Consider the following 13,889-nt stretch of genomic DNA (forward strand, 5'->3'; position numbering starts at 1 on the left):
ACTGTTGGCCAAGCTCTACACCTGCACACTGGAAAGGTCCAGCCCCGCCGTGCCAATGGGCTTGTCACGACAGCTCAGTGTGTCTAGACAAGGCCCTCAGGCGCGTGATCTCATCAGGCGTTATGAGCATACCCAGTTAGCCGGATTTTCAGACCCAAAGGACCTTTCCATGGATAATGTGACTATCTTCACCGACGGTGCCTGTTCGGGAAACCCGGGACCGGGAGGATGGGGGGCTTTGCTGACGATGGGCACACATGAGAAGGAACTCTGCGGCGGCGAGGCGGAAACCACCAACAACCGCATGGAACTACGGGCTGCCATCGAGGCGCTCAACACCCTCAAGCGCCCATGCGAAGTCGATCTGTGGACCGATAGTCAATATGTGAAGGGCGGGATCACCGGCTGGATTCATGGCTGGAAGAAGAATGGCTGGAAGACATCCAACAAGAAGCCGGTGAAGAATGTCGAACTCTGGCAGGCGCTTGATGAGGCGCTCAAGCGGCACAAGGTCAATTGGCACTGGGTGAAGGGGCATGCCGGTCACGAGGGCAATGAACGGGCCGACGAGCTGGCTCGCAAGGGCATGGCACCATTCAAAGGATAGCCGGAACTTCGGTCCCCGATTGGACTTCTTACCGAGCAGAACGAAAAAGCGTTGGCCTGTGAGGGTCCACCGCCACGCTTACGTGCGAGATAAGCATGCCTTGAGGTCGTGTCTTGCTGGGATCAGCGCGTTTTCAGCCCCTTGTTGCGATAATCGACATCCGTCGGATATCGGATTTTCCGAATGTACGAACGTCTTTCATTTCGGTCGAAAGCTCGACGCCGACACTGTCTCCGTGCTTCCACACCAGATTGGCTTCGGCGAGGGTTCCCTCTTTGCGATTGAGAAGGGCGAAGTGCGACGGCAGAGCCGCTTGCGGATCAATCCGGATCTGCATGCCATGTTCGCTTTCATTGCGGATCGTGCAATCCAGACTGATCGAAAAATTGTTGTAAAAGATTTTGCCGCCTTTCAGGACACGCTTCCTGTCTTCCCGGCGGCGCTCCGATGTGACTGTCACGGCTTTTTATCCTTTTGCTGAGGTGGCAACAGCTGACAAGGGCCGGAAGGCCCCCACATGTCTGTCGCCTTATGATTTAACTAAAATTCTATCAAAATTGAGCGGGACAATCATCACCGGATTGATTCGGCGGTTAACGATCCGTAAATGCCTGCTGTGCCGAACCCGGATTCTTTGCAGGAACGCGAATCCGGCACGATCCGTTGTGTGAAACAATGTTGCTTCGTTCGCCCATACTGACGCGAACTGGCCCGGCTCAGCGTCGGTCGAGAGGAACAAAAAAAGTACGATTTGGGGATAATTCGCTGTCCAGACAAAACGCAAAAAATTTGAGCAATTGCGCGAATTGCCACGCTTGACAGGCAGGAGCCATGAAGTGTCAGAGGCTTACCAATGCGAACTCTGGGGATTTGTGGAAATTAAAAAAACGCTTGTCATAGGAAGTGGACAAACAGCGTGAAAGAATCGTTTCCAAAGTGTTAAGAGCTTGCCACACTGCAGTCGTGAAGTTCGCGGAGGAAAGAACCGGGACCAAGAAAGATCGTTTGCACGAAAGTGGCTACAAACGGCACCAAGGTCACAAACACCGGTCTTTCAAGTGAGCAATTTCAGCTTTCTTACGAGGCAAACCTGACGGTTCGATAAGGGCTGGCCGCCAGCTTCACAGCATCATGTTGCATGTTAGATGCGGCACCATCGACATGCGCATGATCAAGGATGGCATGACCAAAAAAAGAAAGGCAAGCTGACGTGAATACGACAGACAAAGCGGTAGAAATCGGCACCTATTTCGAACAGTTCATCTCCAGCCAGGTGGCCACCGGACGTTTTGCAAGCGACGCGGACGTGTTGCAGGCAGGCCTCCGCCTTCTGGAAGAACAGCAGATCCAGTTCAACCTCAAAAAGAGCGAACTGGAAAACAAAGATGCCGGTCTTGTCGGCGCGCTGGATGATCAGAACCCGGATGTTCGGGGCGTTTCTCAATCCGTAACCGAAGCCATGCGAACGCTGGCCTCTGTTGCTGGAGACTCCGAGCAGAGCATCCCGGCGATCCCAGCCACTAAAGGCCTCTTGCGCTCTCAGATCGCGGCTGAATAGAGCGTCCCACCCCACACATTGGCCGGAAGTTTGCCTTCCTTGTAAAAAGCGGCGTAGGGTTCCCTGCGCTGCTTTTTCACGTTTGGTCGCCAGCGCTGAGCCGTCTGTATGGTCGGCGACGTGACGCGGACAGGGACAGCACCGCGCGTGCTCTTGCCCTGCCATGTCGGAGGATGTAGGGTTCGCGCGACTTCAGCGGCTCGACCCTTTGTTGGGGATGAGCAGAGACAAACACAGGTTGGTTAGTCGTGAAATATTTGAGCACGCGGGGCGGAGCCCCTGAACTGGGTTTCTGTGATGCAATCCTGGCTGGCCTTGCCAGCGATGGGGGGCTCTATCTGCCAAAGGTCTGGCCGACCCTGACTGACGAGGAAATCGCGGATCTTGCGGGCAAGAGCTATGCCGACATCGCCTTTGCCGTTATGAAGCCCTATGTCGATGGCGAGATCCCCGATGCGACTTTCCGCACCATGATCAACGAGGCCTATGCCACCTTCCGGCACGAGGCGGTGACGCCGCTGGTGCAGACCGGGGCAAACGAGTTCGTTCTTGAGCTGTTTCACGGTCCGACGCTTGCCTTCAAGGATGTGGCGATGCAATTGCTGGCGCGGCTGATGGACTTTGTCCTAGAGCAGCGCGATGCGCGTGCCACGATTGTCGGTGCGACGTCCGGCGATACGGGTGGTGCCGCGATTGAAGCCTTCAAGGGACGCGCGAACACCGACATCTTCATTCTCTTCCCCGAGGGGCGTGTCTCCGAGGTCCAGCAACGTCAGATGACGTCGGTGCTTGATGACAATGTGCATTGCATCGCGCTCAAGGGCCACTTCGATGATTGTCAGGCAATCGTCAAGGACATGTTTGCACACGAGAACTTTCGAAAGACGGTGGCGTTGTCCGGTGTGAATTCCATCAACTGGGGCCGCATCATGGCTCAGGTGGTCTATTACTTCGCCGCCGCCGTTGCTTTGGGCGCGCCGAAGCGATCTGTTTCCTTCACGGTGCCGACGGGCAATTTCGGCGATATCTTCGCAGGCTATGTCGCCAAGAAAATGGGCCTGCCCATCGACAAGCTGGTGATTGCGACCAACCAGAACGACATTCTGGCTCGCACCATCGAGACGGGCACCTATGAGGTGCTCGGTGTGACCCCGTCCGTCTCGCCCAGCATGGACATTCAGGTCTCCTCGAACTTCGAGCGCCTTCTATTCGAGCTTCATGATCGTGATAGCGAGACTGTCTGTCGCATGATGTCTGGTCTCAAACAGTCCGGCTCGTTCACCATTGCCGAGGCGCCCCTTACGGCGTTGCGCGAGAGTTTTGCGGCTGACCGGGCCAGCGAAGCGGCCACCGCCGCCACGATTCAGGCGGTCTTCGGGGCGTCGGGCTATCTGCTCGACCCACATTCCGCGGTCGGCGTGCATGTTGCCCGCAAACTGGCCGAGGAAGAAGCCGCGGCAGACGCGCAAGGTGAAAGTGCGGGGCCGAAAAGCCCGATGATCGTCTTGTCGACAGCACACCCGGCCAAGTTCCCCAAAGCCGTTGAAGACGCATCCGGGTACCATCCCGATTTGCCCGCCTGGTTGTCGGACCTCTTGGACAGGGAGGAAAAGCTGTCAAGCATCGACAATAGTGTCGAGGCGGTCGAGGCTTTCATTCTCTCCCATGCAAGGGCTGTCCAAAATCAGGATTGAGTGTTGGGTCAAAAAATGCTGATAATCGAACGGTCTGAACAGTAGGGATGAGAAATCATCAGATGGGAGTGAGAGTTTGACCGTAAATATGTCCAGTTTGGCGAACGGTTTGACCGTTCTGTCTGATGAAATGCCGCATTTGAAAAGCACGGCCGTCGGGGTCTGGGTTTCGGCTGGCTCTCGTCACGAAAAGGCAGGGCAACACGGCATTTCCCATCTGCTGGAGCATATGGCCTTCAAGGGCACGAGCAATCGGTCAGCTGTGGCTATCGTCGAGGAAATCGAGGCCGTCGGCGGGGAGCTGAACGCCGCGACCGGCCTTGAGCACACCTCGTACTATGCCCGCGTGTTGGAGGAAGACCTTCCGCTCGCCATTGATATTCTGGGTGACATTCTCGTCAACTCCAGCTTCGACCCTGACGAATTGCACCGCGAAAAGCACGTCATTTTGCAAGAGATCGGCGCGTCCCATGACATGCCGGAAGATCGCGTCTTCGATCACTTGCAGGAGCTGGCCTTTCCCGGTCAGCCGCTTGGGCGCACGATTCTGGGCACGCCCGATACGGTGAGTGATTTCAACCCGTCCGATCTGCATCAATATATGGACACCCACTATCGCGGACCCTCAATGATCCTGTCCGCCGCCGGGGCGGTCAAGCATGAAGAGCTCGTTGCGCTGGGAAAAGAGGCCCTCTCGAGCTTTGATGCAGAAGAAAGCCCCTTACCGACACCGGCCACCTATCTGGGAGGCGAGAGCCGTGACCTTCAGCGCGACCTGATGGAAGCGCAAGTGATTCTGGCGTTTGAGGGACGGTCCTACAAGGACAAGGATTTCTACACGGCCCAGATTCTTGCCACGATGCTTGGCGGCGGCATGTCGTCACGTCTGTTTCAGGAAGTGCGCGAAAAGCGCGGCCTTTGCTATTCGGTCTATGCCTTCCACTGGGGGGTCGTCGAGACTGGCCTGTTCGGCATTCACGCGGCGACAGGGGCAGAAAATCTTGAAGAATTAATGCCGGTCATCACCGGTGAGCTTGCGCGTGCTGCCGAGGATCTCACCGAAGTGGAGCTCAATCGGGCCCGCGCCCAGATCAAGGCCGGTCTCCTGATGGGCATGGAAAGCCCCTCGGCTCGCGCCGGTCAATTGGCGCGTCAGAAGCTGCTCTTCGGACATCCCAAATCCCTTGAAGAAATGATCGACTCCGTCGCCAACATTTCGGTTGCCGATGTGCGCGATCTGGCAGGCAATCTGATCACCGGCTCGCCCCCATCAATGGCATCGGTCGGCCCGGTCGAGAATCTGATGTGGATCGACGAGATTTCCAGTCGTCTGGGCTGTGCCCCGGCGGCCACTGAAGAACAGATCAAGGCCGTGGGAGGAGGGCTTTGAGCTGATCAACCCCTTCGCTGTCTGCAAGGGATGACAGGACCAAAGGGCTCGGGCATCGAGCCTTCGGTTATGCAATCCAGGACAACGAGGCAACCGCCGCACCTGACAACAAGAACGACGAAACGCCTTGAAAAGAGGTCAGTTCGAGCAGGGGCGGTAATTTCGACTTGTGGTAGATTGTGACTATCTGAAAACAGGTCAATTGAGTAAAATGGATCCGAAGGGAGAGTCGGATCTGGGCATCTGCCCCCACCGTTTCTCTCGTGAGGGTATGGGGATCTTTGCGCGCCTGCGCCTTTGTGCGTGGGCGTGTCCGATCCGCAGGCGGAGAAACGGGAGTTGTTGCGATGGCCGGTGAACAGGCCAGAAACGGCAGGGATTGGATGTCCTTCTTGCGTTATGCATTGAAAGGCAAAGTCATGCGTTCGCGTTCCGCTTCCCATCCGGACCAGACCGGATTCTCGGCAGAGCCAAAAACTTCCCCTGATCGCCCGAGGAGTTGGGCCTCCACACAGAGGTTGGCTTTCTCCGTCAGTCAGTTCGCAACGCGAGGCGTGTCCGTCCCCGCGATCGGCGACCCTTTGGGCGGTGAACGATTGTATCTGCGTCCTCCGGCGAAGGTCGATTATTCCCAATGGGCGCATTTGCGCGCCGCAAGTGCGGATTTTCTGCGCCCGTGGGAGCCGGTCTGGCCGTCAGATGACCTGACCCCCGAGGGCTTTCGGCGTCGTCTCGAGCAGTATCAGCGGGATCGGCGCATCGGACGGGCGTTGCCCTATCTGATCTTTGATCGCGACAGAGACCACCTGCTTGGGGGCGTCAACGTCACCAACATTCGCCGCGGCATCTGCCAGTCGGCCTCGATTGGGTACTGGATGGGCGAGGATCATGCTGGACAGGGGCACATGAGCGCGGCTCTGGCCTTGTTATTGCCCTATTTGTTTGATTTTCAGGGGCTCCACCGAGTGGAAGCCGCTTGCCTGCCGATCAATCAGGCTTCAATGGCTGTATTGATGAAACAGGGGTTCAAGCTGGAGGGAAAGGCCCGCAGCTATCTTTGCATCAACGGCAGGTGGGAAGATCATCTGCTGTTCTCGCTTCTCAGATCTGATCTGAAAAGCCAGAAAATCCACCTTGGTGACTGTCTGAACAGATAGCGAGCGACTGACGGGCAAGCTGAGCTTTTGCCCGGCACGGAGACGATCCGCGAATATAAGGCGTTGAGAGGGAGGAATGGAGTTTTCCTGCTCATGATCGGTAGATTGTCGCGCGTCGAATCCGATAAAGCTTAACTATGGAAACCTCTTGCAAAAGCGCGTTTCTGACCGTTGAGGCATCTACGACGTCTCAGGATGGCCAAATGATTGCCTTTTCATTTGAAAAAGGCGCAAGAATGGAATTTCGCCTTGTGTGGCGAGTCGCAAAATTTTAACTATGGTTCACTGTATCTGAACAGATACTGAATAGATGAGGGCCCCTGGTGAATCGCGTAACCGTCCTGATATCCTGTCTTCTGACCATTCTGCTTGGATTGGCATCAACCTCTGTTGCCTGGGCGGTCGAAGCTGTTGATGTCAAGGCTGATATCAAGGTGCTCGACCTCACTCCGGTTGTCGAAACCTATCAGGGCGAAGGCGACCGCATTCAGGTCTCCACAGCACCGGGCCCGGATGGCATTGTGCGGCGAATCGAGGTGCGCGCACGCCAACAGGGCACGCCACCGGGTTGGTTTGTCTTCGCGCTCGCCAACAATTCTGATCGTCAGATCGACCGCTATCTCGTTGTCCCGCATTTTCGCATGGCCGGTTCTGGCCTGCTGAAACCCGATCTGGGTGCGCAGCGCGTCTTTGCGATTTCCACCTCGCAGGGCTTCGCGCCCGAACGCATTCCGGACAGCGAGGCAGACGTTTTTCGCGTCACGCTCGACCCGGGCAACGTGGTTACCTTTGTCGGGGAGCAGAGCCATCGCAGCCTGCCCGGTCTCAGCCTCTGGGAGCCTGCGGCCTACAAGGACTATGTGAACAGCTACACCTTCTTCCGCGGCATCGTGCTGGGGATTGCTGGCCTGCTGGCGCTCTTCCTTGTCATCCTGTTTGTGGTCAAGGGGGCGGCGATGTTCCCCGCGGCGGCCCTGCTGGCTTGGTCCGTGCTGGCCTATCTGGCCATCGATTTCGGCTTCATGGGGCGGTTGTTCGATATCCCCACGGCCTCCGAGCCGATCTGGCGTGCGGTTGCCGAGGTCGTCTTCTCAGCCTCCATACTCATTCTTCTCTTTACCTATCTCACGCTGCACCGCTGGCATGTGCGCTATCTGCACGCCACTGGCATTTGGCTTGTGTTCCTGATTGTCGTGCTGGGTGTTGCCTTTTATGATCCCTCTCTTGGCGCCGGTATCGCGCGCCTTTCAATGGTGGTCACGTCTGTGGCCGGTCTGGCGGTCATTCTCTATTTGGCCTACACCGGGTTCGACCGGGCCATCATGCTGATTCCCACCTGGTCCCTGTTGCTCTTGTGGCTGCTCGCCTCCGGCAGTGCGGTTTCCGGCGTCATCGACAACGATCTGGTGCAGCCGGCCCTCAGCGGTGGTCTTGTGCTGCTGGTGCTGCTTTTCTGCTTCACCATCATGCAGCATGCCTTCTCGGGCGGCATTCTCGCCCAGGGGATCGTCTCGGATAGCGAGCGTCGTGCTCTGGCGATTGTCGGCTCTGGCGACATGGTCTGGGATTGGGATGTGCCACGCGACCGTATTCACACCTCACGCGACGCGGAAAAGCTGCTTGGCCTCAAACGCGGTGCTCTGGGTGGCCATGCACGCGACTGGCTTGAGCTGTTGCATCCGCGCGATCGGGACCGGTTTTCTGCCATGCTGGATGCCATCATCGAACAGCGCCGGGGCCGCGTGAATCAGGACTTCCGCCTGCGGGCCGAGGATGGCCACTATCATTGGTTCAAACTGCGCGCCCGACCTGTGGTCGGCACCGATGGCGAGGTCGTTCGCTGTGTGGGCACGCTTCTTGATATCACCGACCAGCGCACGGCCGAATCGCGCCTGTTGCACGATGCCGTGCATGACAATCTGACCGGCCTTGCCAATCGCGAGTTGCTGCATGACCGGCTGACCGCAGCCATGGTCCGCACACAGGCGGAAGGGGCCGCCAAGCCCGCCGTTCTGCTCGTTGACATCGACAACTTCCGGCACATCAACGACAACTACGGTCTTTCAATTGGCGATTCCATTCTGTTGACGGTTGCGCGCAGGCTGTCACGGCTACTCAAGCCACAGGATTCCATCGCCCGCTTCTATGGTGACCAGTTTGCCATCATCCTGATCTCCGAGCAGCAACCCGAGCGCATTGCCGTTTTTGCTGACAGCGTGCGCAAAGTGCTCAAGGTTCCCATCGTCTTCGGTGAACGCGAACTGACACTCAGTGTCTCCATAGGCATCGCGATTCAGGACGTGCACGGCCACAAGGCGGCTGGCGACGTGGTCAACGATTCCGAATTGGCGCTCTACCATGCCAAGCGCATGGGCGGCGATCGCATCGAGCCATTCAGACCATCTTTGCGGCAACAGGGCCGCGGGCGCGGATCGCTCGACAAGGATCTTGTCGCAGCGCTTGATCGCAACGAAATTGAAGTCGTCTTCCAGCCGATCGTCAATCTCAATGATCGCATGATCAAGGGCTTCGAGGCCCTTGCCCGCTGGAACCATCCGCAGCGCGGCAACGTGCCCCCGTCCGATTTTATTCCCGCAGCCGAGCGCACCGGTCTGATCGTTCCCATGGGCATCCATGTGATGGAACAGGCCGCCCGCCAGCTCAATCAGTGGCAACAGAAGATGGAAGGCATGGGCGATCTCTTCATGAGCGTCAATGTCTCCTCGCAACAGCTCCTGCGTCATGATCTCATCAACGACGTCAAGACCATCCTGTCGCGCTGCAATGTCAATCCGGGTACTTTGAAGCTGGAATTGACCGAGAGCCTGGTCATGGGCAATCCGGAATACGCCTCTCAGGTGCTCGACAAGCTGCGTGAATTGGGAGCGGGCCTGTCGCTGGATGATTTCGGCACGGGCTATTCGTCGCTATCCTACTTGCAGCACTTCCCGTTCGATACGCTCAAGATCGACAAGAGCTTTGTCGGCCATGATCAGGGGGGCGCTCCGATCATTCTGCGTTCGATCGTCAAGCTTGCTCAGGACCTTGAACTCAATTTGGTTGCCGAAGGCATTGAGGACGACGAAGCTGCCGCACAATTGGTCGAGATGGGCTGTCCTATGGGGCAGGGCTACCTTTTCGGCAAGCCGCTGGCCCCCGCCGATGCTGCCGCGCTGCTGCTCACACAGATTGAGCAAGTACGCCAGATTCAGGAAGAAGCCTTGATGCGCCGCCGTCAGGCAGAAGCCGAGGCTGCGGCTCGCAAGGCCGAGGAAGTGCGCAGAATTCGCGAAGAAAAACGCCGCAAGGAAGTTGAAGAGCTGGAACGCAAGCAGGCCCATGCCCGCGAGATTGCTGCTCAGAGCCTGCCAAAGCCGGAACCCATGCACAAACCCCGGCCTGCCTCCCAGACCGAGGGTGAAGCGGGTCCTGCGATCCAATCAAGCGAGACGAAAGCCGCCGAGGCCAACAGACCCGAGACTGGTGCGACGCCTGACAGCAAAGCGGATAAAGCGGTTCAAGAAGACGATACGCTCGAAACCCAGCTCGCAGAGAGCCTCGCCGCCAATCTGGCGTCAGAGGAAGCGCCTGCCAAGCCAGCAGGTGCCAAGCCAGCAGGTGCCAAGAGAGCAGAGGCCGAAGCGCGCGGCGACCAGAAGGCAGAACAGCCAACGGCGCACGAGCCAAAGGACCGTTCAACCGCGCAGAATCATGCAACGCAACAACCCGCGCCGAGTGAGCAAGCTGCACCCAAAGAGACCTCCGGCCAGACTGCCGTCGAACGCCTGAGCGAACGCATGAATGGCATGTTGAAGAAGCGCGAAGACGATAGGCGGGCGCACAGTCAGATGCCTCCGCGGGACGCAGCAGTCGCCCGTCCAGCACCGGTGCAAGGCGATCCGCAAACTCGGCATCAGCCAGCAGCCTCCCCAGCCAGCCCCCAGCAGGGCGAGACGGGAATTCCTGACGATGTGCTGGCCGGTTTTGAGATCGAACTTGAAAATGCTCTGGGTGTGGCTGCGGCAGAAGCCGTCTCGTCAAACGATGCGAGAAGCTCTGGCCCGGTCCAAACGGCTCCGGCCCCGAGCAACAAGCCCATGCGCCGCGAAAGCGCCGATGGTAAAGACAGCGTGGAAGACCATGACGCGCCCAAAACCAGCCTTCGTGAACGCATGGAGGCGACAGCTTCGCTGTTCGTGAATCCGTTCCGCAAGAAGCAAGCCGCCGAAGAAGAGAAACCGCAAGACAATCCGAGAGTGCAGCCATCCGGACGACCTGCTCATCCCGCGCACCCCAGACAAAAGCCGGTGCCGCAGGGCCAGCGCCCGATGCCTGCAGCAGCCAGACATCCGCAGGCCGGAGCGCCAAACGGACCTCAGCCGCAAAGGCCGCAGTACGCCAACATGTCCGGACACGGTCAACCAAGACCCCAGCAACCGAATCCCCAGATGCCACAAGTTGCTGCGATATCGAAACCGGCCTACAGCAATTCACCGGCAGCGCCCGCGCCGCGTCCTGCCGCGGCCCAACCGCAGGCAGCCCGTCCGGTACAGCCAAACATGCCTTCGGTCCAGAACCAGCCGTTGCCGCAACCACCATCAGGGCCCGTGAACCCGGTTCCGGTGCAAGCGCAGCGCCTCGAAACGCCGCCCTTGATAAGACCGGCTCAGCCGATGCCGCCACGTCCGACCGAAGAAGAGGCGCGAGCCCCTGCCGAACCACAAGATGAGCAGGCGCGTCCCGAAGCTCAGCAAGCCAAATCGGCCGAGTCTGAGCCGGACAACACGGGTGACCCTGTGGGGCCATCCCGGCAGCCGGATAATGCGGAGGACGTTTCTTCAGCGAACGCGGATGCTGATGCCAACAACAAGAATGGCACCGGAACACCATCCCCTGTTGAACGAGACAAAACCGAAATGGATGAGGAGGAGGATTCCGATCTGCCCTTCAACATGCCGGATCTCTCCAACATCGATCAAGACATCGCCTCGGCGATCCAATCAGCCATGCGCGGTGGCAAGAAGCCCTAGACCTCTTGCCTGCGCGAGAAAGCGATCCGGCGCGTGTCATCGGGTGTGCAACTGACTGTCTGTTGAAAGGCGTTTGGAAAAACCGTTTGCCGGGCTTATTGCCGGGGTCAGGCGTGACCCGCTTCGCTGGAGAGCATCGAAAGATCAATGCCCATCAATTGGAGGCTGCGGTCGTACCGTTCGCCAGGGGTGCAATCGAACAACAGGGAACTGTCGGCACTGCATGTCAACCAGCTGTTGCTCTGCAGCTCGTCCTCGAGTTGGCCGGGCGACCATCCTGCATAGCCAAGCGTCAGCAATGCAGACTTCGGCCCGCGGCCCTCGGCCAGCGCGCGCAGGATTTCGACAGTTGCGGTCAGGCAGATCTCATCGGACACCGCCAACGTGGAGCTTTCCAGCTTGTAGTCCGCGCTATGCAGCACAAAGCCGCGCCCCTGATCCACCGGTCCCCCATTGAGCACATCCATGCCTCTGGCGGGCATGGGCAGATTGATCATGTCGTCATTCTCGCCCAGAATGTCGACTTGGCGGAGAAGATCGGGAAAGGTGATCTGGGTCGAGACCTGATTGACCACGAGCCCCATCGCTCCATCCTGTGAATGCGAACACAGGTAGACGACACTCCGCTCGAAATGCGGACCCTTGAGGTTTGGCATGGCGACAAGAAACTGCCCCTCCAGCGAGGAGGGCATCTCGTTTCTGTCTTCGTCCTGTTTGATCAAATCAATCATGTCTTAAGGTTACCCGCGCCGATATGAGACTGTAAAGATCCCTTGCAAACCTAGTACCATGAGGCTGTCGGGTTCATCACAAAAATATGAAACTCCATTGTTTGCAGAAGGCAGGGGTACATGGCTTATGTCATGATGTCGACGTGATTGTCCGCCATTACACGCGGTGTGTACCAAAGCGGCATGCGACCGGGATTGACAGGCAAAGGCCCGGCGTGTTTGCTGAAAATGCGTTCATCGCAATAGGTCTGATAGCAATGAAGCGATTGATATTCCATTCAAATAATCTGTTGCACTGCATTGGCGCAGCTGCCTTGTCGATCCTCGTTTTTCTGCCTCAGGCTGAGGCTGCGACCTCTCCATGGCAGGAAAGCCTTGGCGGTCGGATGCGTCTGATTTCAGGGGGTACGGTCGATGGCCATTATAAGGCAGGGCTCGAAATAGTTCTGGATGCGGGGTGGAAAACCTATTGGAAGGTACCCGGTGATTCCGGAATTCCACCGCTCATCGACGCATCCGGCTCCGGGAATATGGCGAAAATGGAGATCAGATGGCCCGCTCCAGTGCGCTACAAGGTCGGTACGAGTGAGATGCTGGGTTTCAAGGATGCCATTATTTTCCCGATTCTGGTGACGCCTGATGACGATGGCGAACCGGTCGAGCTGAAGATCAATGCACAGTTGGGCCTTTGCTCTGAATTGTGCGTCCCCATTGCGGCGGATCTATCGCTGGACATTTCTGGTGGCGACAATTTTGATCCCGGTGCGGAGCTTCTGATTGATCGAGACATGGCTCTGGTGCCCGGCGTTCCGTCCGAGGGCTTTTCGATTGCGGACATCGCGCAAGAAACGCCCGACAACGCGCCCGGCCGGCTGCTCATCTCGACGCGCATTCCTGATGGGTACGGCGACAAGGACCTGTTTGTTGAAGGCCCCGAGGGCTGGCTGTTGCCACTGGCAAAACCTTTGGCTCTGAACGGTGACACGCAACAGTTCGAACTGTTGCTCGAAGGCTTGCCGAAAGGCGCAGTCACGAAAGGTGCCCAGCTGACCTTTACGCTGACCAACGGTGATGACGCCGTGGAACAGTCAATAACACTAAAAAACTAGACTTGAGATCAACCAAACCAAATACCGAAATCAACAAAGGGAAGACTTCACATGATTAAAATCGGAGACAAACTGCCTGACGCGACCTTTATGGTCATGGGCAAAGATGGAAAGATCGAGAAGAGACTCTCCGACATGACCGCAGGCCGCAAGCTGGTCCTGTTTGGTGTGCCCGGAGCCTTCACTCCCACCTGTCACCACAACCATCTGCCCGGCTACATCAATTCTATCGATGGCCTGCATGCGCTTGGTGTTGATGAAGTCGCGGTTGTCTCGGTCAACGACGTCTACGTCATGGGCGCATGGGCCAAGGCAAGCGGTGGCGAGGGTCAAGTCACATTTCTGGCTGACGGGAACGCTGAGTTCGTCCGGGCCTGTGGCCTCGACATGGACATGTCAGCAGGCGGCATGGGCGTGCGCAGCTCCCGCTTCTCGATGATTGTCGATGATGGTGTCGTCACCCATCTCAATCTCGAAGACAATCCTGGTGTCGTCGAAAAATCCGGTGCAACTGGCATCATCGAGCAGCTGAAAGGCGCTTGAGGTCAAACCTTGCGCAGCATCGATAAGATGACTTGATCAAACGAAGCGGGCAGGGCGGACCTAGAACAGG

The 13,889-nt window shown here is 57.7% G+C and carries 9 protein-coding genes and 1 pseudogene; 8 read left to right on the forward strand and 2 right to left on the reverse strand.

What is annotated here, in order from left to right:
• The first annotated feature begins 169 nt into the window (after positions 1-169).
• On the forward strand, positions 170-607 hold the full coding sequence (gene rnhA / locus CPH65_RS11455; RefSeq protein ID WP_096173587.1) for a ribonuclease HI: 438 nt from the start codon (positions 170-172) through the stop codon (positions 605-607).
• Positions 608-740: 133 nt separating this feature from the next.
• Here rnhA and CPH65_RS11460 read toward each other — a convergent pair whose 3' ends face one another.
• Entirely contained in the window at positions 741-1,067 is a 327-nt protein-coding gene (locus tag CPH65_RS11460; protein ID WP_096173588.1) for a PilZ domain-containing protein, read from the reverse strand.
• Between the two features lie 750 nt (positions 1,068-1,817).
• Here CPH65_RS11460 and CPH65_RS11465 point away from each other — a divergent pair.
• The 5 genes and pseudogenes from CPH65_RS11465 to CPH65_RS24575 form a co-directional block, all read left to right on the forward strand.
• Positions 1,818-2,165: a type II toxin-antitoxin system ParD family antitoxin gene (locus CPH65_RS11465; RefSeq protein WP_096173589.1), complete on the forward strand. Its 348-nt coding sequence runs from the start codon at positions 1,818-1,820 to the stop codon at positions 2,163-2,165.
• Positions 2,166-2,413: 248 nt separating this feature from the next.
• Positions 2,414-3,859 (forward strand): threonine synthase, encoded by a 1,446-nt coding sequence (gene thrC / locus CPH65_RS11470; protein ID WP_096173590.1) that lies wholly within the window; start codon positions 2,414-2,416, stop codon positions 3,857-3,859.
• A 76-nt stretch (positions 3,860-3,935) separates the two neighbouring features.
• Positions 3,936-5,249: a pitrilysin family protein gene (locus tag CPH65_RS11475; RefSeq protein ID WP_096173591.1), complete on the forward strand. Its 1,314-nt coding sequence runs from the start codon at positions 3,936-3,938 to the stop codon at positions 5,247-5,249.
• A gap of 554 nt (positions 5,250-5,803) precedes the next feature.
• Positions 5,804-6,406: a GNAT family N-acetyltransferase gene (locus CPH65_RS11480; protein WP_371359459.1), complete on the forward strand. Its 603-nt coding sequence runs from the start codon at positions 5,804-5,806 to the stop codon at positions 6,404-6,406.
• A 341-nt stretch (positions 6,407-6,747) separates the two neighbouring features.
• Positions 6,748-9,594, forward strand: a pseudogene (locus CPH65_RS24575) (EAL domain-containing protein); the annotation flags it as partial.
• Between the two features lie 1,949 nt (positions 9,595-11,543).
• On the opposite strand, the gene CPH65_RS11490 reads toward CPH65_RS24575, so the two are convergent.
• Positions 11,544-12,167, reverse strand: a complete 624-nt coding sequence (locus CPH65_RS11490) for a YqgE/AlgH family protein (RefSeq protein WP_096173593.1) — start codon at positions 12,165-12,167, stop codon at positions 11,544-11,546.
• 257 nt (positions 12,168-12,424) lie between these two features.
• Between CPH65_RS11490 and CPH65_RS11495 the strand changes: the two genes are divergently transcribed.
• Together CPH65_RS11495 and CPH65_RS11500 are read left to right on the forward strand one after the other, a co-directional pair.
• Entirely contained in the window at positions 12,425-13,276 is an 852-nt protein-coding gene (locus CPH65_RS11495) for a protein-disulfide reductase DsbD domain-containing protein (protein ID WP_157747642.1), read from the forward strand.
• A gap of 51 nt (positions 13,277-13,327) precedes the next feature.
• Entirely contained in the window at positions 13,328-13,819 is a 492-nt protein-coding gene (locus CPH65_RS11500) for a peroxiredoxin (RefSeq protein ID WP_096173595.1), read from the forward strand.
• The last annotated feature ends 70 nt before the right edge of the window (positions 13,820-13,889 follow it).

This window comes from Cohaesibacter sp. ES.047, from assembly GCF_900215505.1.
Taxonomy (GTDB): Bacteria; Pseudomonadota; Alphaproteobacteria; order Rhizobiales; family Cohaesibacteraceae; genus Cohaesibacter.

Bases quoted from the DNA above. Each gene is read 5' to 3' on its own strand.
- rnhA (WP_096173587.1), top strand. From the start codon at position 170: ATGGATAATGTGACTATCTTCACCGACGGTGCCTGTTCGGGAAACCCG.
- CPH65_RS11490 (WP_096173593.1), bottom strand. From the start codon at position 12,167: ATGATTGATTTGATCAAACAGGACGAAGACAGAAACGAGATGCCCTCC.
- CPH65_RS11495 (WP_157747642.1), top strand. From the start codon at position 12,425: ATGAAGCGATTGATATTCCATTCAAATAATCTGTTGCACTGCATTGGC.
- CPH65_RS11500 (WP_096173595.1), top strand. From the start codon at position 13,328: ATGATTAAAATCGGAGACAAACTGCCTGACGCGACCTTTATGGTCATG.